The sequence below is a fragment of the Mycetohabitans endofungorum genome, from assembly GCF_037477895.1.
In the GTDB taxonomy this organism is placed as follows: domain Bacteria; phylum Pseudomonadota; class Gammaproteobacteria; order Burkholderiales; family Burkholderiaceae; genus Mycetohabitans.
Map to the genome: position 1 here is coordinate 2,395,555 of NZ_CP132744.1, position 22,919 is coordinate 2,418,473.

At 63.7% G+C, this 22,919-nt stretch carries 20 protein-coding genes; 7 read left to right on the forward strand and 13 right to left on the reverse strand.

Going from position 1 to position 22,919, the window contains the following annotated elements; translation table 11 throughout:
* Window positions 1-174: 174 nt before the first annotated feature.
* The 6 genes from RA167_RS10490 to RA167_RS10515 all read left to right on the forward strand — a co-directional run bounded on the left by RA167_RS10490 (window position 175) and on the right by RA167_RS10515 (window position 5,549).
* On the forward strand, window positions 175-1,533 hold the full coding sequence (locus RA167_RS10490; protein WP_083705985.1) for a GspE/PulE family protein: 1,359 nt from the start codon (window positions 175-177) through the stop codon (window positions 1,531-1,533).
* Between the two features lie 56 nt (window positions 1,534-1,589).
* Window positions 1,590-2,774 carry a type II secretion system F family protein gene (locus RA167_RS10495; protein ID WP_175972407.1) on the forward strand — a complete coding sequence of 395 codons (1,185 nt, stop codon included), beginning with the start codon at window positions 1,590-1,592 and terminating at the stop codon, window positions 2,772-2,774.
* A 117-nt stretch (window positions 2,775-2,891) separates the two neighbouring features.
* Window positions 2,892-3,812 carry a prepilin peptidase gene (locus tag RA167_RS10500; protein WP_237574216.1) on the forward strand — a complete coding sequence of 307 codons (921 nt, stop codon included), beginning with the start codon at window positions 2,892-2,894 and terminating at the stop codon, window positions 3,810-3,812.
* A gap of 2 nt (window positions 3,813-3,814) precedes the next feature.
* Entirely contained in the window at window positions 3,815-4,426 is a 612-nt protein-coding gene (gene coaE / locus RA167_RS10505; RefSeq protein WP_076785497.1) for a dephospho-CoA kinase, read from the forward strand.
* A gap of 141 nt (window positions 4,427-4,567) precedes the next feature.
* Window positions 4,568-5,323, forward strand: coding sequence for a cell division protein ZapD (gene zapD, locus RA167_RS10510; protein ID WP_076785498.1), 756 nt, complete (start codon window positions 4,568-4,570; stop codon window positions 5,321-5,323).
* A gap of 25 nt (window positions 5,324-5,348) precedes the next feature.
* Entirely contained in the window at window positions 5,349-5,549 is a 201-nt protein-coding gene (locus RA167_RS10515) for a DNA gyrase inhibitor YacG (RefSeq protein WP_076785499.1), read from the forward strand.
* Window positions 5,550-5,552: 3 nt separating this feature from the next.
* Here RA167_RS10515 and RA167_RS10520 read toward each other — a convergent pair whose 3' ends face one another.
* From RA167_RS10520 to secA, 4 genes are all read right to left on the reverse strand, one after another.
* Window positions 5,553-6,014 carry an NUDIX domain-containing protein gene (locus RA167_RS10520; RefSeq protein WP_076787453.1) on the reverse strand — a complete coding sequence of 154 codons (462 nt, stop codon included), beginning with the start codon at window positions 6,012-6,014 and terminating at the stop codon, window positions 5,553-5,555.
* 17 nt (window positions 6,015-6,031) lie between these two features.
* Complete coding sequence (locus RA167_RS10525; RefSeq protein WP_076785500.1) at window positions 6,032-6,904, reverse strand: ATP-binding protein; 873 nt, start codon at window positions 6,902-6,904, stop codon at window positions 6,032-6,034.
* A 43-nt stretch (window positions 6,905-6,947) separates the two neighbouring features.
* Window positions 6,948-8,189 carry a bifunctional glutamate N-acetyltransferase/amino-acid acetyltransferase ArgJ gene (gene argJ / locus RA167_RS10530; RefSeq protein WP_076785501.1) on the reverse strand — a complete coding sequence of 414 codons (1,242 nt, stop codon included), beginning with the start codon at window positions 8,187-8,189 and terminating at the stop codon, window positions 6,948-6,950.
* A gap of 89 nt (window positions 8,190-8,278) precedes the next feature.
* Window positions 8,279-11,113 (reverse strand): preprotein translocase subunit SecA, encoded by a 2,835-nt coding sequence (gene secA, locus RA167_RS10535; RefSeq protein WP_076785502.1) that lies wholly within the window; start codon window positions 11,111-11,113, stop codon window positions 8,279-8,281.
* Window positions 11,114-11,400: 287 nt separating this feature from the next.
* Here secA and RA167_RS10540 point away from each other — a divergent pair, with 287 nt between their 5' ends.
* Window positions 11,401-11,880, forward strand: a complete 480-nt coding sequence (locus RA167_RS10540; protein WP_076787455.1) for a DciA family protein — start codon at window positions 11,401-11,403, stop codon at window positions 11,878-11,880.
* Window positions 11,881-11,887: 7 nt separating this feature from the next.
* Here RA167_RS10540 and lpxC read toward each other — a convergent pair whose 3' ends face one another.
* From lpxC to murD, 9 genes are all read right to left on the reverse strand, one after another.
* Complete coding sequence (gene lpxC, locus RA167_RS10545) at window positions 11,888-12,805, reverse strand: UDP-3-O-acyl-N-acetylglucosamine deacetylase (RefSeq protein WP_076785503.1); 918 nt, start codon at window positions 12,803-12,805, stop codon at window positions 11,888-11,890.
* A gap of 497 nt (window positions 12,806-13,302) precedes the next feature.
* Window positions 13,303-14,493 (reverse strand): cell division protein FtsZ, encoded by a 1,191-nt coding sequence (ftsZ, locus tag RA167_RS10550; protein WP_076785504.1) that lies wholly within the window; start codon window positions 14,491-14,493, stop codon window positions 13,303-13,305.
* Window positions 14,494-14,604: 111 nt separating this feature from the next.
* Entirely contained in the window at window positions 14,605-15,837 is a 1,233-nt protein-coding gene (gene ftsA, locus RA167_RS10555) for a cell division protein FtsA (protein ID WP_076785505.1), read from the reverse strand.
* 36 nt (window positions 15,838-15,873) lie between these two features.
* The gene (locus tag RA167_RS10560) at window positions 15,874-16,635 is read right to left on the reverse strand and encodes a cell division protein FtsQ/DivIB (protein WP_076785506.1); all 762 of its coding nucleotides are present in this window, start codon (window positions 16,633-16,635) and stop codon (window positions 15,874-15,876) included.
* A gap of 15 nt (window positions 16,636-16,650) precedes the next feature.
* Complete coding sequence (locus tag RA167_RS10565) at window positions 16,651-17,592, reverse strand: D-alanine--D-alanine ligase (protein WP_076785507.1); 942 nt, start codon at window positions 17,590-17,592, stop codon at window positions 16,651-16,653.
* Window positions 17,593-17,594: 2 nt separating this feature from the next.
* Window positions 17,595-18,986 (reverse strand): UDP-N-acetylmuramate--L-alanine ligase, encoded by a 1,392-nt coding sequence (gene murC, locus RA167_RS10570; protein WP_076785508.1) that lies wholly within the window; start codon window positions 18,984-18,986, stop codon window positions 17,595-17,597.
* Complete coding sequence (gene murG / locus RA167_RS10575) at window positions 18,983-20,113, reverse strand: undecaprenyldiphospho-muramoylpentapeptide beta-N-acetylglucosaminyltransferase (protein WP_076785509.1); 1,131 nt, start codon at window positions 20,111-20,113, stop codon at window positions 18,983-18,985. The genes murC and murG overlap by 4 nt, the downstream gene beginning before the upstream one ends.
* Window positions 20,110-21,393 carry a putative lipid II flippase FtsW gene (ftsW, locus tag RA167_RS10580; RefSeq protein ID WP_076785510.1) on the reverse strand — a complete coding sequence of 428 codons (1,284 nt, stop codon included), beginning with the start codon at window positions 21,391-21,393 and terminating at the stop codon, window positions 20,110-20,112. Before ftsW ends, murG begins: the two co-directional genes overlap by 4 nt.
* Window positions 21,390-22,907, reverse strand: a complete 1,518-nt coding sequence (murD, locus tag RA167_RS10585) for a UDP-N-acetylmuramoyl-L-alanine--D-glutamate ligase (protein ID WP_076785511.1) — start codon at window positions 22,905-22,907, stop codon at window positions 21,390-21,392. Before murD ends, ftsW begins: the two co-directional genes overlap by 4 nt.
* Window positions 22,908-22,919 lie beyond the last annotated feature (12 nt).

Genomic DNA, 22,919 nt, shown 5'->3' on the forward strand with positions numbered 1-22,919 from the left:
GCAGTACACCAACGCGATTGGCCGTTCGGCTGAATGGCGCGAATGCAGCGAGCACGCGACGATAAGTAGGTCTTTATTGCATTGCGCCGTCAGCACATCGCCAGCATGCCCAATCACCCGTTGTTCCCAGCCGTGCCACCGTCCCCTGCGGCGCACGGCGCCCATCCCATTTCCATGCGGTCCACGGCTGAGCCGCCCGTGCCGCGCGAAGCCGATGAGCACACGCGTTCCGGTTTCACGGCGCCGGCCGCACCGGTGCGCTCGGCTGCGGCGCCCGTCGCTACCAAGCTGACGACGCGTGCGGCACAGCGTGCCCGCGCGCTCGCACACGCCGCGCAATCAGACGACACCGACGCACCGGCGGTACGCCTGCTGAACGATTTATTTGCACAAGCCGGCGCGTGTCGCGCCTCGGATATCCATATCGAGCCGAGCCGACACCAATGGCAAATTCGGCTGCGGATCGACGGTCGACTACATCGCCTCGACAATCCACCCGCGCACCTGCGTGACGCAGTCATCACACGAATCAAAGTGCTGTCGCGACTGGACATCGCACAGCGGCGCGCGCCACAAGATGGCCGGTTGCGCATCGCCGTGTCCGGCACCGAGTTCGATGAATTCCGCGTGTCAACGCTGCCCACGGTATTCGGCGAAAAAGTGGTGCTGCGCCGCCTTGATGCGCTACCCGATGAGCTGGATCTAACAGGACTGGGTTTTGACGCCGCCCAGTTGTCCGCCGTACAGCATGCGTTGCGCGTCCGACAAGGCATGGTGCTGGTCACCGGACCCACGGGCAGCGGCAAGACGCTGACACTCTATACCTTCATGCGCGAACTCGATCGTGATGCGTTTAATCTTTGCACGATCGAGGACCCGTCCGAGATCGAGCTCGCCGGCGTCAACCAGGTGTCGGTCAACGACCGAGCAGGCTTGGGTTTCGCATCGGTGCTGCGCGCGTTGCTGCGGCAAGACCCGGACGTGATCATGGTCGGTGAGATCCGCGATACGGAAACCGCCTCGGTCGCCATCAACGCTGCACAAACCGGGCATTTGCTGCTTGCCACGCTGCACACCAATGATGCGCCAGCGACGCTCGCGCGACTCACGGACCTGGGCGTGGAACCGTACAACGTGGCGGCAGCGGTCAAGCTCATCACGGCGCAACGGCTGGTGCGGCGGTTATGCAACGCGTGCCGGCTCGCCGATACGCCCGACCCCGTCGCGCTGCGTGCGGCCGGCATGACGGCCACACATGTCGACCAAGCGCTGGCGGGTTATTGGCAATCCTATCGACCAGTCGGCTGCACGGCATGCCGCGGCACCGGCTTTGTGGGCCGCTGCGCGATCCATCAGGTCGTGCCTGTAACCACCGCACTGCAACAGCGCATCGCAGCGCGGACGCCGACCCATGCGCTGGCAGACGCGATGCGCGCAGCCGGCCTGCAAACATTGCGGCAATCCGCGCTCGCGCGCGTGCGCGATGGAACGACATCGCTGCATGAAGCCCTTGCGGTGACAGACGATGCGTGATGGATTGATGCGCGATGCAGTCTCCTATCCAAGCCACTTCGCCCCGTCGGCCGGCAATGTCCCGCTTCCGTTGGCGAGGCATCGACGCCGACGGCCGCCGACGTCGCGGTACGCTCGTGGCGCTCGACGCGCGTTCGGCACTCGAGCGTATTCGGCGCGACAGGATTGTCGCGATTGAGCTTATCGAGGTCCGCGCACGGTGGAGTCCACGCGTACGCCACACCGATCTGACGCGCGCCACGCGACACTTGGCCATGCTGCTGCGCAGTGGACTGTCGCTGCAACCTGCGTTGGCGCTGGTGGCACAGCACGCGAGTACGCCACTGAGACCCCTATTCGAAACCGTGCTGCAAGACATCACAGAAGGCAGTACGCTGTCCAGGGCGCTGCAACGCCACAGCCATGTGTTTCCGGCCGCGTACTGGCGGCTCGTCGAGCTTGCGGAACACACCGGCTCGCTCGATACGATCCTCGCTCAACTGGCGGACACTCGGGACCGTGTGGCCGCACAACGTGCGCGGCTGCGCAACGCGCTATGGTATCCGACACTAATCCTCGCGCTGGCACTGGGCCTGTGCGCGCTACTGCTGGTCTGGGTGGTACCGACATTCGAACAAGTATTCGCCGGATTCGGCTCGCAGTTGCCCAAACCCACGCGGATCGTGGTCGCGCTGTCCCGGCAGTGGCTAACTCACGGCCCGGCGATGGTCGCGGCGGGGGGCCTCGGGATCGCGTGCGGCATGCTTGCCTGGCAACGCTCGCCACAGTTTCGCCTGCGCCTGCATGCACTGCTGTTACGTGCGCCGCTCGTGGGCCCCATCGTGCAGCGCACGGTCATCGCGCGCTGGAGCCATGCGCTGGGCCAGGTTCTCGATGCTGGCATCGCCCTGGCTGACGGGTTCGATGCCGTGGACGGCATTAGCGGCAATGCCGCGATGGACGCGGCAACACGCGACATCGCGGCACGCGTGCGCGTCGGCGCAAGCCTGGCCGATGCCATGCGTGCCAGCACCTGCTTCCCGCCCGACGTCGTGGCCACGATCGCACTTGCCGAGCAAGCCGGCACGCTCGGCACGACGCTGGCCGACATCGGCGCTTGGAATGACCAGCTCGTGGCGGAACGAATCGGCCTGCTCGCACAACTGGCCGAACCGCTTATCATTGTCGGGCCCGGTGCGCTGATTGCCGCACTCGTGGTCGCCATGTATTTGCCCATTATCGAAATGGGTAACGTAATGTAATTTCAATCAGGTAGCATCGCGTACCGTTCCTCGCTGGCCATCGACATGCATTCGTTTCCTGTCATCGTCCCCTACGGCCCCGGCCGCTGGATCGCCGGCTTCGCCGACGCTTTCTCGATGCTGCCGGTTGCTTGGCAGTACGCTTTCGCATGCGTGCTCGGATTGGTCATCGGCAGTTTCCTGACTGTTGTCGTACATCGTGTGCCGCAGATGCTTGAACACGCATGGCAGCAAGAACTGGCCGGCTACGTGCCGCACAATGCGCTGCACGCGTTAAGCGCAGCAAGCGATGAGCACGGTGCCGAGCCCAATCCGACGCCCGAGCGAAGTCCCGCTCCGTCGTCGCAACCCGATTTGCCACGGCGCTATAACCTGTGTGTGCCACGCTCGGCGTGCACTGCATGCGGACATACGTTGCGCTTGTACGAGAACATCCCGTTGCTTAGCTTTATCGCATTGCGCGGCCGATGCTCGGCATGCGGTACGCGGATCCATTGGCGCTATCCGTTGATCGAGTCCGCCTGTGCACTGTTCGCGGCGCTCTCACTCGCGGCGTTCGGCCCCACGCCTACGGCGCTTATCGCCTTTGCGTTCTGCGCTGCGCTGCTGGCGATGAGCGCCATCGATCTGGAGACCAAGCTGCTGCCCGATTCGCTGACGTTGCCGCTGCTCTGGGCGGGGCTGCTGATCAATCTACACGCCGTGTTCGCACCCCTGGACGCGGCCGTGATCGGTGCGGCGGCCGGCTATTTGTCACTGTGGGCCGTCTACTGGCTGTTCAAGCTCGTGCGCGGCGCCGAGGGTATCGGCTACGGCGACTTCAAGTTGTTTGCCGCCATTGGCGCATGGTTCGGCTGGAGCCCACTGTTGCAAGTCATACTAGTTGCCTCAGTGTGTGGCGCGATCGTCGGTCTTGGCGCCACGCTCGCCAAGCGGATGCGCCTGGAGGAGCCGTTGCCGTTCGGTCCGTTTCTGGCGGGGGCAGCGGTGCTCACGCTGTTCGGCGGCACGCCGCTCTATCAGCTGCTCGGAGGTTAACGATGTTCAAGGTGGGACTGACGGGCGGGATCGGCAGTGGCAAAACAACGGTCGCCAATGCTTTCGCCGCCTATGGCGTGCCGATCGTGGACACTGATTTGATCGCGCATCGTGTCACCGCACCAGGCGGCGCGGCGATACCCGGCATCCGGACACAGTTCGGTACCACCTTCATCACGGCGCAAGGTGCACTGGACCGCGCGCGGATGCGCGAGTTAGTGTTCAGCAACGCGCAAGCGAAGCAACGGCTCGAAGCAATCATGCACCCGCTGATCCGCACCGAGACAGAACGCGAAATGCAAGCGGCGAGCGGTCCCTACGTGATCTGTGTCGTGCCGTTACTCGTTGAGGCGGGCAATTGGCGCGAACGCGTCGATCGCGTGCTGGTGGTAGATTGCGCGGTGCAGACGCAGGTCGAGCGCGTCATGCGGCGCAATGGCTTCACGCGCGAACAGGTGCACGCCATCATTGCACGTCAGGCCACACGGCAGACGCGACTCGCCACCGCAGACGATATCATCGTCAATGAAACCGACACCATCGAGCCGCTGCGGCCAGAAATCGCATCGCTGCATCAGCGCTATTTGTTATTGGCGCGTAATGCACCATCGTGAATCGGCGTGCGCCGGTGGCATGCAATACAGTGCGAATTTCGTTGCGAATTCCACAGCGATTGCTAGCGGAATTCGAGCGCATTAGAATGGGCGCAAATTGCCGCTTCTCTCCGGCATTTCCAAAGTGAAAGGCACCTACGCTTGATTCTCTACGAGTATCCGTTCAATGAGCGCATTCGGACGTTGTTGCGCCTCGAAGACCTGTTCGAGCGCTTTACGTTCTTCCTAACGCAAGAAGACCCGAGAGAACACCACGTCGCACTGACCACCCTGTTCGAGATCGCTGAAGTGACAAGCCGCAGCGACTTGAAGTCGGATCTGATGAAGGAGCTTGAGCGCCAGCGCCAGGCCCTGACACCCTTTCGCGGCAATCCCGAGATCGAGCAGGACGCGCTCGAGACCGTCCTCTCGGAAATCGAGCAAACGCTGGCCGGCCTTGCGCAGATCCAAGGGAAAACGGGGCAGCATTTGACCGATAATGAATGGCTGGCCAGCATCCGCAGCCGGGCCATCATTCCCGGCGGAACTTGCCGCTTCGATCTGCCGTCGTACTACGCATGGCAGCGCAGCGCTGCAGAGCAGCGCCGCGCAGATATCATGCAATGGGCGATGCCGTTGTTGCCGCTGCGCGATGCAACAGTCATTATATTGCGTCTTGCCCGCGAATCGGGGCAGGCCGCGAAGGTCATGGCGATGCAGGGCAGCTATCAGCAAATGTTGTCGGGGCGGGCCTATCAATTGATGCAAGTGCGTGTGGCGCCGGACCTGCGGGTCATTCCCGAGGCTAGCGCCAACAAGTATATGTTGTGGGTGCGCTTCACTGCGCAGGACGGCGACATGCGGCCGCGTGCTGTTGACGTCGACGTGCCATTCCAACTAACGTTGTGCAACCTGTAAGCCGGATAATCAACCCTTTGCCGATATGACGACTGTCGTCAACTGCCCGACTTGCGGCCAAAAGGTCGAATGGAAGCCAGAAAGCCGGTTCCGTCCTTTTTGTTCCGCGCGCTGCAAGCAAATCGATCTCGGCGCGTGGGCCACCGGGAAGTACACGATTGGCGGCGATGACCGCCCGGCCGATGAGCCGCATGGCGACCCGCAAAAACCGGGCGGGCTAAACTGAGGTTTAACCCCGTTCAGCGTCGAGCCAGTCGATCACCGGCAATGCCGCCGGCAGTAGCGGCGCAACCTGGATGGGGGGTGCCTGCCAGACAAACGCCTGCCCTTCTCGACCGCTCGGCTCACCGCTCCACCGGGTCACCTTGCAGAAGAACAACCGCACGTAAGCGTGCGGATAGTCATGTTCAAGGACCCGCCAGCGCACGCAATCGACAATCGTCACGCCGAGTTCCTCATGCAGCTCGCGCGCCAATGCGTCCTCGACGCTTTCGCCCGGCTCCAGCTTGCCACCCGGAAATTCCCAGTAGCCCTCGTATGGCTTGCCGGCGGGCCGCTGCGCGAGCAGGAAACGCCCGTCCTCATGCAACATTACACCGACGGCCACTTCGGTGATCCGACGTCCATCAGCAGTATGCGTGGCGGCGTGCGCCTGCGACACGTCGCGCCGTGCGACCGTATCCGGCGTCATGGTCGGGCGCCGCGCGGTCATTGGGCTTCCTGCCGTCGGCCAGACCAGTCCCGGGCAAACTGCCACGCAACCCGGCCCGAACGCGAGCCGCGCTCCAGTGCCCAAACCAGCGCGTCGCCCCGCGCGGCCTCGATCTGCGCATCGCTGCACGCAAAATGCCTGAGCCAATGCGCGACGATCGCCAGATAGTCGTCCTGCTTAAATGGATAGAAGCTGACCCACAGCCCAAAGCGCTCGGACAGCGAAATCTTCTCCTCGATCACTTCGCCCGGATGGATCTCGCCATCCGCCGTGTGCCGGTAGGTCTCGTTGTCGCGCATGTACTCGGGTAGCAAATGACGACGGTTCGACGTCGCGTAGATCAGCACGTTGTCGGACTGGGCTGCAATCGAGCCATCCAAGGCCACCTTCAGCGCCTTATAACCGGACTCGCCTTCCTCGAACGACAGGTCATCGCAAAACACGACGAACCGCTCCGGGCGCGAGGCGATCTGCTCAACGATGTCGCCCAGATCGTGCAGGTCGCCCTTGTCGACTTCGATCAGGCGCAGGCCTTCGGGCGCAAACTGGTTCAAGCAGGCCTTGATCAGCGACGACTTGCCGGTGCCGCGCGCGCCCGTCAGCAGCACGTTGTTCGCCGGCAGGCGCCGCACGAACTGACGGGTGTTCTGCTCGACCAACGCCTTTTGCCGGTCAATGTTCTGCAAGTCAGACAACTGGAGCGTCGACGAATGGGCGACCGGCTGCAAAAAGCCCCGCCCCTGCCGTGAGCGCCATCGAAACGCAATGGCCGCGTCCCAGTCGGTAACCGGCGCGGCCGGCGGCAACACAGCCTCCAGGCGTTCGAGCAGCGCCTCGGCGCGCGTCAGGAATTGTTCAAGCTTGTCCATCGCAATCGATCTCCAGCGGTACGGTCATGTCCGTTAGTGTGGGTCAGGAGCGGTAATCGGCATTGATGGACACGTAGTCGTGCGACAGGTCGCAGGTCCAGAGGGTCGCCTGGGCATCACCGCGCGCCAAGCGCACGCGAATCGTGATTTCGCTTTGCTTCATCACGCGCTGGCCGTCCTCCTCGCGATAGTCGGGATGGCGGCCACCGGCCTTGGCCACCAGCACGTCGTCCAGGTACAGCTCGATGCGGCTCACATCTAGGTCAGCAATGCCAGCGTAGCCGATCGCTGCCAGGAGCCGGCCCAGGTTGGGGTCAGACGCATAGAAAGCAGTCTTGACCAGAGGCGAGTGGCTAATCGCATAGGCCACCTGCCTGCACTCGTCGACACTGCGGCCCGCCTCGACGCGCACTGTCATGAATTTCGTCGCCCCTTCGCCGTCGCGCACGATCAATTGCGCCAGGGTCTGCGCGAGTTGCGTCAACGCGTCGCGCAACGCGCGGTATGCGGCGCTTTGCGTGGACGTAATCGCCGGCAGCGTCGAGCGGGCGGACGCTACGACGATGAACGAGTCATTCGTCGACGTATCGCCATCAATGGTGATGCAGTTGAACGATTGGTCGGCCACGTCCTTGACCAGTGCGTCCAGTACGGGCTGGGTGATGGCCGCATCGGTCGCGACAAACCCTAGCATCGTGGCCATGTTCGGCTTGATCATCCCGGCGCCCTTGCTGATCCCAGTTAGCGTGATCGTATGGCCGTCGATGTCGAGCTGCCGTGAGGCGGCCTTGGGCAACGTATCGGTCGTCATGATCGCCTGCGCAGCTTCGTACCAGTGCGCCGGCGCGAGTTGCGCAACGGCTTGCGGCAATCCTGCCTTGAGCCGCTCAATCGGTAGCGGTTCAAGGATCACGCCAGTGGAGAACGGCAGCACCTGCTGCGCATCGATGCGCAGCAGCCGCGCCAATTCCGCACAACTGTCGCGGGCATGCGCCAAACCCGGCTCGCCGGTCCCGGCGTTCGCATTGCCAGTATTGACGAGCAGCGCTCGAATCGGCGCGGCACCGCCACGCGCCGACGCGAGATGCTCACGACACACGACGACCGGCGCGGCGCAAAAGCGGTTCGTGGTCAACACGCCGGACACCGTTGCACCGTCATCGACGGCGATCACCAGTACATCCTTGCGATTCGGTTTGCGCAGATTGGCCTCGGCCCAGCCGAGCGTGACGCCGGGCACGGGATGAAGCGACGCGGGATCGATCGAGGGGAAATTGACGGCCATGATTGCAAGCGCTGGTCAGAGAAAAAGCCGCCCGCGGGCACAGCGGGCGGCATCGGACAGGAACGGGACCACCCCGCTCGCGGAGCACATCACGCGAGCCGACCGTGGCACTGCTTGTACTTCTTGCCGCTGCCGCACGGGCACGGATCGTTGCGGCCGACCTTCGGGTACGGGTTGTCGCGCGCGGCCACCGACGACTGGCCGGCGGCGAAGTCCAGTGACAGCCCAGAGACCGTATGGGGCGCGGGCGCCATCGGTAACCCGCGCGGCAGCGCATCGGCGAACGCGGCCTCGGCCTCGGCGGCCTGGGCAAAGTCAGCGTGTCGAAATTCAACGTTCTCCAAATGGCTCGCCTGCTCTTCGTATTGCTCGGCCGCTGCCTCGAGTTGCTCCGGTGTCTGGATCTGCACGTTCATCACAATGCGCGTGACCTCGTGCTTGACCGCGTCCAGCATCGCAGCAAACAGCTCAAATGCCTCGCGCTTGTATTCCTGCTTCGGATTTTTCTGCGCATAGCCGCGCAGGTGAATGCCCTGGCGCAGATGCTCGAGCGCGGCCAGGTGCTCGCGCCAACGCGAATCCAGCGTCTGCAGCATCGCCGAGCGCTCGAAGCCACTGAACGCATCGCGGCCGACCTGCGCGACCTTCGCCTCGTACGCTTCGTCACCTGCCGCGATCACCGCGTCGAGTACCTCGTCGGCCTCGATTGTGTCCGCCTCGTTCACCATCTCCTGCAACGCGAGATCGAGCTGCCACTCGTTGCGCAACGCCTCCTCGAGCGCCGGCACATCCCACTGCTCCTCGATGCTGCCAGCCGGCACATAGGTGCGCACCACCTCAGTCAGCACGCCATGCCGCATCGCGCCAATCGTCTCGTGAATGTCCTGCGCTTCCAGCAACTCGTTGCGCTGCTGGTAAATCACCTTGCGCTGGTCATTGGCGACGTCGTCATACTCGAGCAACTGCTTGCGGATATCGAAGTTACGGGCCTCGACCTTGCGTTGCGCCGATTCGATCGACCGCGTCACGATGCCGGCCTCGATCGCCTCGCCTTCCGGCATCTTCAGCCGGTCCATGATCGCGCGCACACGGTCACCGGCGAAGATGCGCAGCAACGGGTCCTCGAGCGACAGGTAGAAGCGCGACGAACCGGGATCGCCCTGGCGGCCCGCCCGTCCGCGCAACTGGTTGTCGATCCGGCGGGACTCGTGCCGCTCGGTGCCGATGATGTGCAGTCCACCGGCTGCCTTGACCTGCTCGTGCAGCGTTTGCCATTCGTCGTGGATCTGCTGAATCCGACGTCGCTTCTCGTCGTCGCTGATCGACGCATCGGCTTCGATCAGCGACGCCTGCTTGTCCGGGTTGCCGCCGAGTACGATGTCGGTGCCACGGCCCGCCATGTTGGTCGCGATCGTGATGCGCTTCGGACGGCCAGCCTCGGCGACGATCGCCGCCTCACGCGCGTGCTGCTTTGCGTTGAGCACCTCGTGTGGCAACCCGGCCTGCTTGAGCAGGCGCGATAGCAACTCGGAATTCTCGATCGACGTGGTGCCGACCAGCACCGGCTGTCCGCGCTCGTAGCAGTCGCGGATATCGCGGATCACCGCGTCATAGCGCTCCTTCGCGGTCTTGTAGATCTGGTCCTGGCGATCCGTGCGCTTGGACGGCCGGTTGGTCGGGACCACGACCGTCTCGAGTCCATAGATCTCGTTGAACTCGTACGCCTCGGTGTCCGCCGTGCCGGTCATGCCAGCCAGCTTGGCATACATCCGGAAGTAATTCTGGAACGTGATCGACGCCAGCGTCTGGTTCTCCGCCTGGATCTTCACATGCTCCTTCGCCTCAACAGCTTGGTGCAGGCCGTCCGACCAGCGCCGACCCGGCATCAGGCGCCCGGTGAACTCATCGACGATGATTACCTCGCCATTCTGCACGACATAGTGCTGATCGCGGAAGAACAGCGTATGCGCGCGCAGCGCCGCATACACATGATGCATCAGCGTGATGTTCTGCGGTGCATAAAGACTCTCGCCATCGCCAATGAGGCCCCATTCGGCCAGCAGACGCTCGGCCTTCTCGTGACCCGATTCAGTCAAGAATACCGAGCGCGCCTTCTCGTCCAGCGTGTAGTCGCCCGGCTTCTCGACGCCACTACCATCGGCCTTTTCTTCACCAATCTGGCGCTCCAGCAGCGGCGGCAACGCATTCATCCGCACATACAGTTCGGTGTGGTCCTCAGCCTGCCCCGAAATAATCAGCGGCGTGCGCGCCTCGTCGATCAAAATCGAGTCGACCTCATCGACGATCGCGAAATTCAGCCCACGCTGCACGCGCGCATCGGTCTCATAGACCATGTTGTCGCGCAGGTAGTCGAAGCCGAATTCGTTGTTCGTGCCATACGTGATGTCCGACGCGTAAGCTTGCTGCTTCTGGCCGTGTTCCATCTGCGACAGGTTGATGCCGACGGACAGACCGAGAAAATTGTAGAGCCGGCCCATCCACTCCGCATCGCGCTGCGCGAGATAGTCGTTGACCGTCACCACATGCACGCCGCGCCCCGATAGCGCATTCAGGTACGCCGCCAGCGTGGCCACCAGCGTCTTGCCCTCGCCGGTGCGCATTTCGGCGATCTTGCCGTAGTGCAGCGCCATGCCGCCGATCAGCTGTACGTCGAAGTGCCGCATCTTCAGCACGCGGCGGCTCGCTTCCCGACACACCGCGAATGCCTCCGGCAGCAGCCTGTCGAGCGACTCCCCAGCCGCTACGCGCTGCCTGAATTCGTCGGTTTTCGCGCGCAATTGCTCGTCCGTCAGCTTTTCGATCTGCGCCTCCAGCGCATTGATCGTCGCGACAGTCTTTTGATACTGTTTGATCAGCCGCTGGTTGCGACTGCCAAAAATCTTTTGCAGAAAACCGGTGGTCATCGGATCGGGATCTCGAGTCGGCACGCGACGCCGGATCGGCGCGACTCTCGCACGACCCGTTGGCGAACGGCGGTTCGACGGCTGTGTCCAGTTGGATTTAAAGGCGCGATTTTATCACGCCGACTGTGTACTGCCCGCGTCAGGACGCGCTCGCGCGCGGTTGTCAACCCGTGCAGCCGGCCAGCGGCGCAATAATCGTCGAAGCCGGCCACCAGCGGCTACAATAGTGGCGTGGATACACGTCGATTCCCCGACGGCCGCGAGCCGCCAGTCCCTGCATGAGTGCCATGAGCCGCTATTCGCCCTATCCGTTGCCACGCAAGCCGTTGACGCCCCGGCCGCTCGCCGAGTTGATGTCGTCCAGCGCCGAGTTGGCCGCGCTGCAAGCCGGCGTGCGACAAGTGGCGGCGCTGGAAGCGGCACTGCAAGCCGTGCTGCCCAGTTATCTGGCCAGCCATGTGCATGCCGGCCCAATCAAGGATCAGGCACTGACCCTTTTTGCAGCCCACACTGCGTTGGCCGCCCGGTTGCGTCATCTGGAGCCCACCGTGCTGACCGAACTGCAGCAGCGTGGTTTCGCACTGCGGGCGATTAAGATCCGCGTGCGCCCGCAAGCGCCAGCCGCTGCTGCGCAGATCAAGCAAGCCCGGGTTTCAGTAGCCGGCGCCGATTGTCTTCGCGAGTTGGCCGACGCATTGGAGCCTTCGCCGCTGCAGCAAGCCGTTGCCCGCATGGCGCAGCGGCATACGGGTCGCCGCCGCGCCTAGCGAGACTTCACGCGTACACTGCCTGCGGGTCATAGGCAAAACCGCGCGGCGCCGCTTTCTGGTCGGCAAACGTGACGATCTCGTACGCGTCCTCGTGGGCGAGCAATTCGCGCAGTAGCGCATTGTTCAAGCCGTGACCGGACTTGTACGCGGTGTACGATGCCAGCAATGGATGGCCGACCACGTATAGGTCGCCGATCGCGTCTAGCATTTTATGTTTCACGAACTCGTCGCCATAGCGCAGGCCATCGTTGTTCAGCACGCGGTACTCGTCTAGCACGATCGCGTTGTCCATGCTGCCGCCTCGCGCCAGGCCCAACTCGCGCATCATTTCGACTTCGTGCGCGAAGCCGAATGTGCGAGCCCGCGCGATCTCGCGCACATAGGACGTGTCGGCAAAATCGACCTCCAGTTCCTGGCCGGTCTTGTCCACCGCCGGGTGACGGAAGTCGATCGTAAACTTCAACTTGAAACCGAAGTACGGCTCCAGCCGGGCAAACTTGTCCCCATCACGCACCTCGACCGGCCGCGTGACCTTGATGAACTGCTTGGCGGCAGCCTGCTCGTCGATCCCGGCCGACTGAAGCAAGAACACGAACGACGCCGCGCTGCCGTCCATGATCGGGATTTCCTCGGCCGTCACGTCGACATACAGGTTATCGATCCCGAGCCCCGCGCAAGCCGACATCAGGTGCTCAACGGTCGATACCCTCGCGCCGTCCTTTTCCAGCACCGACGCAAGGCGCGTGTCGCCAATCGACATCGCACTGGCCGGAATGTCGACCGGCACGGCCAAGTCGGTGCGACAAAACACAATTCCGGTATTGGCAGCAGCCGGACGCAGCGTCAACTCGACCTTGCGCCCGGAGTGCAGGCCGATGCCAACCGTCTTCACGATCGATTTGATGGTCCGCTGCTTCAACATCGTCTTAACTCTTAATAGGTTATTCTAATCGCGGGTTTTAATCCCATAGTCATTAGTATACTCGACTTGCTCAATTCCCGCTTTTATCCATCTGTATAAAACTGTTTCCCGTTGTTACGTTTTCCGTGTTGAACGGATGATAAAGCGGCCCGATACCTGGAAGGAGGCGGTTTCCAGGCACCGGGCCGTGTGACAGCAGGGCGAAAAACGCTCGCGCACGCGTTGCCAGCACGCAACAGCAGCGGCTATCCCGTTAGATCTGCGCCGTCGGTGAACCACACGCCCTGCCCGGGACGTGCTATCACTGCTGCGCTTGCACCTCTTCGTCGGCCAAGCGCCCACTCGCGACCGGCGTCTATCATGCCACCGGCGCGCAACGTCGCATCCGCTGTTTCTTCAGCGGGCAGCAAGCGGGGCGAGCATCTTGCGGGATGCCGAGCTTGCGGGTCCAGCCAGCGCGGTCCGCGTCGCTGTGACGCCTGCGTCGGGCGCGCTGATCAGTCGGCTTGCTTGCGCAGAAACGCCGGGATGTCGTACGTGTCTACGCCCTTTTCTTGCAATGCCTGCACGTGCGATGCAGCAGTTTCCCGCGAGTTGCGCCACACTGCCGGCGTATCCAGTGCGCCATAGTCGGTCGCGCTCGGCGCGGCGGCATAGCTGACCGGCTGCGCGGCGATTGGATGATTATCCGTGCCAGTGCGCAGCAGCGTCATCGGCGCCGCCTGCTGCTTCTTGGCGACGCGGCCAAGGCCCGTCGCCACCACGGTTACCCGCAGCGCATCGCCCATCGCGTCGTCGTACACCGCGCCGAAAATCACCGTCGCATCGTCGGCCGCGTAGCTCTTAATCGTGTTCATCACCTCGCGGGTTTCCGACAGGCGCAGCGAGCGGCTCGACGTGATGTTGACCAGCACGCCTCGCGCGCCAGACAGGTCCACGCCCTCGAGCAGCGGGCTGGCCACAGCTTGTTCGGCTGCCAGCCGCGCGCGGTCGACGCCAGCCACCGTCGCGGTGCCCATCATCGCCTTGCCTTGCTCGCCCATCACGGTCTTGACGTCCTCGAAGTCCACGTTCACGAGGCCGTCGACATTGATGATCTCGGCAATGCCGGCCACCGCGTTATGCAACACATCGTCCGCGCACTGAAAGCACTTATCCATCTCAGCGTCGTCGCCCATCACGTCGAACAGCTTGTCGTTCAGCACGACGATCAGCGAGTCGACATGCGATTCAAGTTCCTGCGAACCCGCTTCGGCAATCCGCATGCGCTTGCCGCCCTCGAACTCGAACGGCTTGCTAACGACACCTACTGTTAGGATGCCCATCTCCTTGGCAATTTGCGCGACCACAGGCGCGGCGCCGGTACCGGTGCCGCCGCCCATGCCCGCCGTGATGAACACCATGTGCGCACCGCGCAGCGCGTCGGCAATGCGCTCGCGAGCCTCCTCCGCGGCGGCGTGCCCCATGTCGGGTTTCGCCCCGGCGCCCAGGCCGGTCTTACCCAATTGGATCACGGACGGTGCCTTGGACCGATTCAGCGCTTGAGCATCGGTATTCATCACGATGAAATCAACGCCCTGCACACCGCGGTTGATCATGTGCTGGACGGCATTGCCGCCAGCGCCACCGACCCCGACGACCTTGATGATCGTGCCGTTGGTTTCGGTTTCCAGCATTTCGAATTCCATTAGTGCCTCCGTCAAGTATTAAGCGACTTCACTCGGCGTTACGCGGTGGCGGAATCGGGCAATTCCGTCACCGTGCACTGGCCGCCGCCGCCAGCGCGTTGCGAAACGACTTCAAAAATTGCCTAGGAACCAGTCCTTCATCCGGGCCCACACCTGCGTGGCGGAACCAGACTGCGTGGCGACCTTACGCCCGCGCATGCGCTGTGAACGCCCCTCCACCAGCAGCCCCATCGCGGTCGAATAGCGCGGGTTGCGCACTACGTCCGCCAGTCCGCCGGCATATTCCGGCACGCCGATACGCACCGGTTTGAGGAAGATGTCCTCGCCCAGTTCAACCATGCCGGCCATCATCGCCGCGCCACCGGTCAACACTACGCCGGAGCTCAGCAGCTCCTCGTAGCCGGACTCGCGCACGACTTGCTGGACCAGCGAAAACAGCTCCTCCACGCGCGGCTCAATCACCGCCGCCAGCGCCTGGCGAGACAGCACCCGCGGGCCGCGCTCGCCCAGCCCCGGCACCTCGATCATCTCGTCCGGATCGGCCAGCGCCTGTTTGGCGATCCCGTAGGTTACCTTGATATCTTCCGCGTCCGGCGTCGGCGTGCGCAGCGCCATCGCGATGTCGCTGGTGATCTGATCGCCCGCGATCGGGATCACTGCGGTATGGCGAATCGCCCCCTCGCTGAAGATCGCGATGTCGGTAGTCCCGCCGCCGATATCGACCAGCACAACACCGAGCTCCTTCTCGTCCTCGGTCAGCACGGCCAGGCTCGACGCGAGCGGCTGCAGAATCAGATCGTTGACCTCCAGCCCGCAGCGGCGCACGCATTTGACAATGTTCTGTGCGGCCGAGACGGCACCCGTCACGATGTGCACCTTCACCTCCAGCCGGATACCGCTCATGCCAATCGGCTCGCGCACGTCTTCCTGGCCGTCGATGATGAATTCCTGCGTCAGGATGTGCAGCACCTGCTGGTCGGTCGGAATATTGATCGCTTTCGCCGTCTCAATCACACGCGCGACGTCCGCCTGCGTGACCTCCTTGTCCTTGATCGCCACCATGCCGCTCGAATTGAAGCTACGGATATGGCTGCCGGCGATGCCGGTGAACACGTTGGTAATCTTGCAGTCGGCCATCAGTTCAGCTTCCTCGAGCGCGCGCTGGATCGACTGAACCGTCGCCTCGATATTAACGACCACCCCCTTCTTCAGACCCTTCGAGTCGCTTTGCCCGAGCCCAATCACTTCATAGTGGCCCTCGCCTTTTAACTCGGCGACAACGGCCACCACCTTCGACGTCCCGATGTCAAGGGCAACCAGCAGGTCCTTGTAGTCTTTGCTCATAGCGTGCTCAATTGCGAGTGTTGTCCGTTCATTGCGTCATGGACGCAGCTTCTTCGCCTTCGGGTCGTCGGGAATGAAGCGCATCCCTGCAGCCCGGATCGCGAACCCGTTCGGGTAGCGCAAATCCACATATTCGATGTCGTTGCCCCAGCGCTGCGTGACCATCGGCCAGGCAACCACGAGCCGCCGCGCACGGCTGGCCAGCATATCCTTGTTACGTTCGCGCCCCAGCTCCACCTGCATGCCATTGGTCAGCTTGACGGTCCACGCGTAGCGCGGCGACAACGTGACCTCCTCCGGCTTCGCACCCAACGGCTCGAACCATTTCTGGAAATCGTGGTAACGGGCCACGACGTCGCGCTCCGAGCCTATTGGGCCGGCGAACACCGGCAACTCGGCATCGGCCTCGGCCTGATTGGCCGTAAAGACCTCGCCATCGACGCTAACGAACTGGTCGCTGCCCCACGTACCCAGGGGCTTGTACTCCTCGAGCGTGACCGCCAGCGCATTCGGCCACACGCGGCGCACGCTCGCATGGCGCACCCACGGGATCTGCTCGAACGCGGCACGCGCGCCGTCCAGATCCACCGTAAAGAAATTGCCGTGCAGCTTGCCCAACACGTTCGCGCGCACCGTCGGCCGGTTGATGTGCTCGATATCGCCGTCGATCAGCAGCGTGCGCAACGCGAAGGCCGGCCGCTGCAGCAGCCACAGGCCGGCACCGGCGAGCACAATCGCCAGCAGCGCGGCGTGCAGCGTGCTGGTGATCATGTTGAGCTGGCGCGGATTGTTCCACATGTGGGTAGCCGGGCGTCAATCCTTCAGCGTGAGCGCAAGCACGTTCACGAGCAGTTCACTGTACGAGATGCCGACCGCACGCGCCGCCTTCGGCGGCAATGAGTGATCGGTCATGCCGGGCGCAGTGTTGACCTCCAGGAAATACGGGTTGCCATCGCTGTCAAGCATGAAGTCGGCGCGCCCCCAGCCGACGCACGCGAGGACCTCGAATGCGCGACGCGCGAGCGCCGTCAGCCGCTGCTCGTCGGCATCGCTCAATCCGCACGGAATCAGGTACTGGGTATCGTCGGCGACGTATTTCGCGTGGTAATCATAGAACTCGCCAGCCGGCACGATCCGAATCAGCGGCAACGGCAGCGAGCCAGCGATGCACGCGGTGTATTCCCCCCCACCGTCGATGCTCTTCTCCACCAGCACGACCGGATCATGCTGCGCGGCCTGCGCCAGTGCATACGGCAGGTTGTCGGCCGCCTTGACCTTGATCACCGCGACGCTCGACCCTTCGGTGGCCGGCTTGACGAACAGCGGCAACCCGAGTTTCGCGACGATCTGCTGCGCTCGCGTGTCGTAGTCCTCGCCGCGTAGCACCGTGTCGAACGGCGGCGTCGGGATCCCGAGCTGCTGCCAGATCAATTTCGTGCGGAACTTGTCCATGCCCAGCGCCGAGCCCAGCACGCCCGGGCCAGTGTAGCGGATCCCGTAGAAATCGAGCGCGCCCTGGATCTGACCATTTTCACCATATCCGCCGTGCAACGCAATGAATGCGCGCACGAACCCTTCGTCCTTGAGCGCCGACAAGGGCCGCTCCTTCGGATCGAACAAGTGCGCGTCCACGCCGGCGTCACGCAGCCCCTGGCAGACCAGCGGGCCGGACACGAGCGACACGTCGCGCTCAGACGACTCGCCGCCATAGAGCACCGCCACCTTGCCAAACGCCTTGGGATCGATCGCGCCCATCATCACGCCCTTTGCTCCTGCGTAAGCCGCGCCGGCACACCGCCGATCGAGCCCGCCCCCATCGTCATCACGACGTCGCCGTCGGCGACCACCGCCGCCAGCGCGTCCGCAATCTCGTCGAGCGTGTTAACAAACACCGGTTCGACCCGGCCGGCCACGCGGATGGCGCGCGCCAGCGCGCGACCGTCCGCGGCCACGATCGGCGCCTCGCCGGCCGCGTAGACCTCGGTCAGCACCAGCGCGTCCACCGTCGAGAGCACTTTGACAAAGTCCTCGAAACAATCGCGCGTGCGCGTGTAGCGGTGTGGCTGGAACACGAGGACCAACCGCCGGTCCGGAAATGCACCGCGCGCCGCGGCAATCGTCGCGGCCATCTCGACCGGATGGTGACCATAATCGTCGATCAGCAAGTACGCGCCGCCGCGCGTGAGCGGCACTTCGCCATAACGCTGGAAACGCCGGCCCACGCCGTTGAATTCGGCGAGCGCCGACTGGATATCGGCATCGGCCACCTCCAGCTCAGTCGCGATCGCGATGGCCGCGAGCGCGTTCTGCACGTTGTGCGTGCCGGGTAGGTTCAGCACGATGTCCAACGGCGCCGCGTCGGCGCGATGGACGGTGAAATGCATCCGCCCGTTGCTGGCGCGCACCTGGGTCGCACGCACGTCCGCTTCCTGCGCGAACCCATAGCGGATGGTCGGCTTGGACACGAACGGCAAAATCTCGCGCACGTTCGGATCGTCCACGCACAGCACCGCGATACCGTAAAATGGCAGCCGATGTGTGAATTCGATGAACGCCTGCTTGAGCCGGGCGAAGTCATGACCATACGTATCCAGGTGATCGGCATCGATGTTCGTGATGACTTCGATCACCGGGAACAGGTTAAGGAACGATGCATCCGACTCGTCGGCCTCGGCAACGATAAAATCGCCCGTGCCCAACCGTGCGTTCGCGCCCGCGCTGATCAGCCGCCCCCCGATGACGAAAGTCGGATCCAGTCCACCGGCCGCCAGCAAGCTGGCCACGAGACTAGTCGTCGTGGTCTTGCCATGCGTGCCGGCAATCGCGATGCCTTGCTTGAGTCGCATCAGCTCCGCGAGCATGACGGCGCGCGGCACGATCGGAATATGCCTGCGGCGTGCCTCAAGCACCTCGGGGTTGTCGGTGCGCACCGCCGTAGAGATGACAACCGCATCCGCGCCGTCGATATGCCGTGCGTCGTGACCAAACTTGACGTGGGCGCCGAGCCTGCTCAACCGGTCGGTGACAGCTGAGCGATTCAGATCCGAGCCGCTGACCTGGTAACCCAGGTTGACGAGCACTTCGGCGATGCCGCTCATCCCGGCACCGCCGATCCCGACAAAGTGAATATGCTTGACGATATGTTTCATTGCTTTCCTTGCGCCCCATGCCGCGCATGGTGCGATGCGGCTGCCACATCGCGCGTGACGAGCGACGCGCACACTTGTGCGACGCGCTCGGCGGCATCGGGCATGGCTAGTTCGCGTGCACGGGCCGCGACTCGTGCGAGCGACGCGCGCGTCTGACCGCCAATCCAGTCCGCGAGTTTCTTCTCGGACAACTCATTTTGTTGCATGACGCTCGCCGCGTGATGCGCGACGAGAAATGCCGCGTTGCTCGTCTGATGGTCGTCGACAGCGAACGGGAACGGCACGAACAGCGCAGCCACGCCTACAGCGGCGATTTCCGATACCGTCATCGCGCCGGAGCGACAAATCACGAGGTCGGCCTCGGCATAGGCGCGCGCCATGTCGTCGATGAACGGAACCAGCTCGATGCCGTCGCCCTGCGCCAGGCCCGCGTCCGCGTAATGCGCACGCAACGCTTCGATATGCTTGGCGCCGGCCTGGTGCACCACGTGTGGACGCCGCGCCGGATCGAGCAACGCCAACGCGCACGGCACCGTTTTGTTGAGCGCCGCGGCGCCGAGGCTGCCGCCGACCACCAGCACGCGCAATGGACCGGTGCGCGCCGCGTACCGCGCCTGAGGCGGGGCCACCGCAGCCAGTTCCGCGCGGATCGGGTTACCGGTCCATTGCGCGCTGGGCAGCGCGTCGGGAAAGGCAACCAGTACGCGGCGCGCGAGCCTGGCTAACAGTTTGTTGGCCAGGCCCGCAATCGAATTTTGCTCGTGCAGCACCAGTGGAATGCGCGCGAGCACAGCCATCACGCCGGCCGGAAACGTGATGTAGCCTCCCATGCCGAGCACGACGTCGGGCCGCACGCGGTCAAGCACTGCGCGACTTTGCAGGCACGCGCGCAGCAGGTTCAGTGGCAAGCACAGCTTTGTGACAATGCCCTTGCCGCGCACGCCGCCAAAACGCACGAACTCGACCGCGATGTCGTACTTAGGCACCAGTGTCGCTTCCATGCCTTTCGGATTGCCAAGCCATACGACCCGCCAGCCCTGCGCCTGCATCCGCTGCGCGACCGCCAGTCCGGGAAACACATGACCGCCGGTGCCGCCCGCCATAACGAGCAACGTGCGTGCGCTCATACTTTGCCTCCGCGCATCAGCACCCGGTTCTCGTAATCGACGCGCATCAGCAGCGCCAGCGCCACGCAGTTGAGCAGGATGCCGGAGCCGCCGTAGCTGACTAACGGCAGCGTTAACCCCTTGGTCGGCAACAGACCGAGGTTCACCCCCATGTTAATGAACGTCTGCGCGCCGACCCACAGGCCGATGCCTTTCGCGACCAATCCGGCGAACGTGCGATCCAGTGCGAGCGCCTGGCGGCCGATTTCGAACGCGCGCCGCACGATCCAATAAAACAGCAGAATCACAACGACCACGCCAACAAAGCCAAGCTCCTCGCCGATCACTGCGAGAATGAAGTCGGTGTGCGCTTCAGGCAAATAGTTGAGCTTCTCGACGCTGCCGCCCAGACCGACCCCAAACCACTCGCCGCGTCCGAATGCGATTAACGAATGGGTAAGCTGGTACGCCTTGCCTTGCGCATAGCGGTCGTCCCACGGATTCAGGTACGCAAAGATGCGCTCGCGACGCCACGGTGAGGCCCAGACCAGCATGCCAAACGTGCCAATGGCGGTCAGCGCCAGGCCGCCGAACAGCCGCCCGCTTACGCCGCCCAGGAACAACACGCCCATCGCGATCGCCGCGATCACCATGAACGCCCCCATGTCCGGCTCCAGCAGCAGCAGCGCGCCGACCACGCCGACTGCAAGCGCCATCGGCAAGAAGCCCTTCGCGAACTGGTGCATGTACTCTTGTTTGCGGACCGTATAGTTGGCCGCGTAAATCGTCACCGCCAGTTTCATGATTTCCGACGGCTGCATGTTTGTGATGCCCAGTGGAATCCACCGGCGCGCGCCGTTCACGCCCTTGCCCAGGTACGGTATGAGCACGACCACCAGCAACAGCAACGCGACAAGGAAGAGACGCGGCGCGTACTTGTCCCAGGTCTTGACCGGAATGCGAAACGCCACCAGCGCGCCGAGCACACCGGTCACGAGCGACGCAACGTGCCGCACGAGAAAATGGTATGGCATATAGGCCGAGTACTTGGGCGAGTCGGGCAGCGCGATCGATGCCGAATACACCATCACGAGTCCGAGCGACAACAGCGCGATCGTTGCCCAGAGCAACGAGTGGTCATAGTCGCGCATGCGCGAGCGCAACGGGCGGATGCCGCTGACCGCGCTGGCCAGCCCCACGCCGCGTGCCGGGGTGGCCGCACTGGCGGCGCCGATCCCGTCGCTGGGCACTGCGTAGCGGCGCCCAGCGAGCCTTGCTGCGATCCGCTGCACCCGGCTCATAGCATCCCTCCTTTGTCGGCCGCGATGTCCTCGACTTCGCTGCGGAACACCTGCGCACGCTGCGCATATCCGGAAAACATGTCCAGGCTCGCGCACGCGGGAGACAGCAGCACCGCATCCCCGGGCTGGGCGACGGCTGCCGCGGCACGCGTCGCCGCCTGCAGGCTCGGGTGCAGGGCCAGTTCGACACCGGTATCAGCCAGTGCCGCGCGCAGCGCAGGCGCGTCACGGCCGATCAACATCACAGCCCGGCACCAGCGCGCCACCGGCGCCGCAAGCGGCGCAAAATCCTGGTTCTTGCCGTCACCGCCGGCAATCAATACGATCCGCTGCGCGAGGCCATCAAGCGCGGCCACGGTCGCGCCGACGTTGGTACCCTTGCTGTCATCGACGTAGTCGACTCCGTCGATCGATCCAATCCACTCGACGCGATGCGGCTCGCCGCGGTACTCGCGCAAGCCGTGCAGCAACGCGGCGAGCGGCAGGCCGATCGACTGGGCCAAGGCAAGCGCGGCCATCGCATTCGCCGCGTTATGCAAACCACGAATGCGCAGGGCATCGACAGGCATGAGCCGCTTGACCACGATATCGGGCGCGCAGCCGCCGCGCTTGCGACGGCGATTCGTCGCGCGTTGTTCGGATGCATCGTTGCGCTCGTATGCCTGGATAAGCCACGCAATGCCTCCATCGCGTTGGATACCGTAGTCGCCATCGTTCTGCGGCACGTTAAGTCCAAAGGTCAAATACGATGCAATGGCATCGCCAGCCGGCATGAATGCCATCACGCGCGCATCGTCGCGGTTCAATACACGCAGCGTACGCAGCCCGAAGACCCGCCCCTTTGCGGCAGCGTAGGCGTCCATTCCGCCATGCCAGTCCAGATGGTCTTGCGTGATGTTGAGGATCACCGCCGCCTCGGGTTCGAACGTGTACGATGTCTCGAGTTGGAAGCTGGACAGCTCCAGTACCCAGACGTCAGGCAGCTTCGCCGTGTCGATGGCCTCGGCCAGCTTATCCAGCATGGCCGGACTGATGTTGCCGGCCACCGCAACGCTCCTACCAGCCCGCTCGCACAGCAGCGCAGTTAGCGCCGTGGTCGTCGTCTTGCCGTTCGTGCCGGTAATCGCCAGCACCTTGGGCTGGTAGCCGTCGTTGGCCAACGCGCACAACGCCTGCGCAAAGAACTCGAGTTCGCCCCACACTTCAATGCCGCGCTCGCGGGCCGCGTCGATCAGCGCAGCCAGTTCCGCACCAAGCGGCGACAAACCGGGACTGATGGCCACCAACTCGATACCGCCATCGAGCAGCGTGGGACTGAACGCACCGCTGACAAATTCGGCGTCGATACCCAGCGCTGCCAATTGCGACAGGTTCGGCGGCGCGGCGCGGGTATCGGCCACACGCAAGCGGCAACCGTGGCGCGCGCACCAGCGCGCCATCGCCAGCCCCGATTCGCCGAGCCCCAGCACGAGCGTCGTCGGGCGTTGCCGTTCTCCGAACTTCTCACCGAACATCGTTTCGTTTCC

What these genes read in the sequence shown, in the direction of transcription:
- RA167_RS10490 (WP_083705985.1), top strand. Translation starts at nt 175, where the DNA reads ATGCGGTCCACGGCTGAGCCGCCCGTGCCGCGCGAAGCCGATGAGCAC.
- RA167_RS10495 (WP_175972407.1), top strand. Translation starts at nt 1,590, where the DNA reads ATGTCCCGCTTCCGTTGGCGAGGCATCGACGCCGACGGCCGCCGACGT.
- RA167_RS10500 (WP_237574216.1), top strand. Translation starts at nt 2,892, where the DNA reads ATGCTGCCGGTTGCTTGGCAGTACGCTTTCGCATGCGTGCTCGGATTG.
- coaE (WP_076785497.1), top strand. Translation starts at nt 3,815, where the DNA reads ATGTTCAAGGTGGGACTGACGGGCGGGATCGGCAGTGGCAAAACAACG.
- RA167_RS10515 (WP_076785499.1), top strand. Translation starts at nt 5,349, where the DNA reads ATGACGACTGTCGTCAACTGCCCGACTTGCGGCCAAAAGGTCGAATGG.
- RA167_RS10520 (WP_076787453.1), bottom strand. Translation starts at nt 6,014, where the DNA reads ATGACGCCGGATACGGTCGCACGGCGCGACGTGTCGCAGGCGCACGCC.
- RA167_RS10525 (WP_076785500.1), bottom strand. Translation starts at nt 6,904, where the DNA reads ATGGACAAGCTTGAACAATTCCTGACGCGCGCCGAGGCGCTGCTCGAA.
- argJ (WP_076785501.1), bottom strand. Translation starts at nt 8,189, where the DNA reads ATGGCCGTCAATTTCCCCTCGATCGATCCCGCGTCGCTTCATCCCGTG.
- secA (WP_076785502.1), bottom strand. Translation starts at nt 11,113, where the DNA reads ATGACCACCGGTTTTCTGCAAAAGATTTTTGGCAGTCGCAACCAGCGG.
- RA167_RS10540 (WP_076787455.1), top strand. Translation starts at nt 11,401, where the DNA reads ATGAGCCGCTATTCGCCCTATCCGTTGCCACGCAAGCCGTTGACGCCC.
- lpxC (WP_076785503.1), bottom strand. Translation starts at nt 12,805, where the DNA reads ATGTTGAAGCAGCGGACCATCAAATCGATCGTGAAGACGGTTGGCATC.
- ftsZ (WP_076785504.1), bottom strand. Translation starts at nt 14,493, where the DNA reads ATGGAATTCGAAATGCTGGAAACCGAAACCAACGGCACGATCATCAAG.
- ftsA (WP_076785505.1), bottom strand. Translation starts at nt 15,837, where the DNA reads ATGAGCAAAGACTACAAGGACCTGCTGGTTGCCCTTGACATCGGGACG.
- RA167_RS10560 (WP_076785506.1), bottom strand. Translation starts at nt 16,635, where the DNA reads ATGTGGAACAATCCGCGCCAGCTCAACATGATCACCAGCACGCTGCAC.
- RA167_RS10565 (WP_076785507.1), bottom strand. Translation starts at nt 17,592, where the DNA reads ATGGGCGCGATCGATCCCAAGGCGTTTGGCAAGGTGGCGGTGCTCTAT.
- murC (WP_076785508.1), bottom strand. Translation starts at nt 18,986, where the DNA reads ATGAAACATATCGTCAAGCATATTCACTTTGTCGGGATCGGCGGTGCC.
- murG (WP_076785509.1), bottom strand. Translation starts at nt 20,113, where the DNA reads ATGAGCGCACGCACGTTGCTCGTTATGGCGGGCGGCACCGGCGGTCAT.
- ftsW (WP_076785510.1), bottom strand. Translation starts at nt 21,393, where the DNA reads ATGAGCCGGGTGCAGCGGATCGCAGCAAGGCTCGCTGGGCGCCGCTAC.
- murD (WP_076785511.1), bottom strand. Translation starts at nt 22,907, where the DNA reads ATGTTCGGTGAGAAGTTCGGAGAACGGCAACGCCCGACGACGCTCGTG.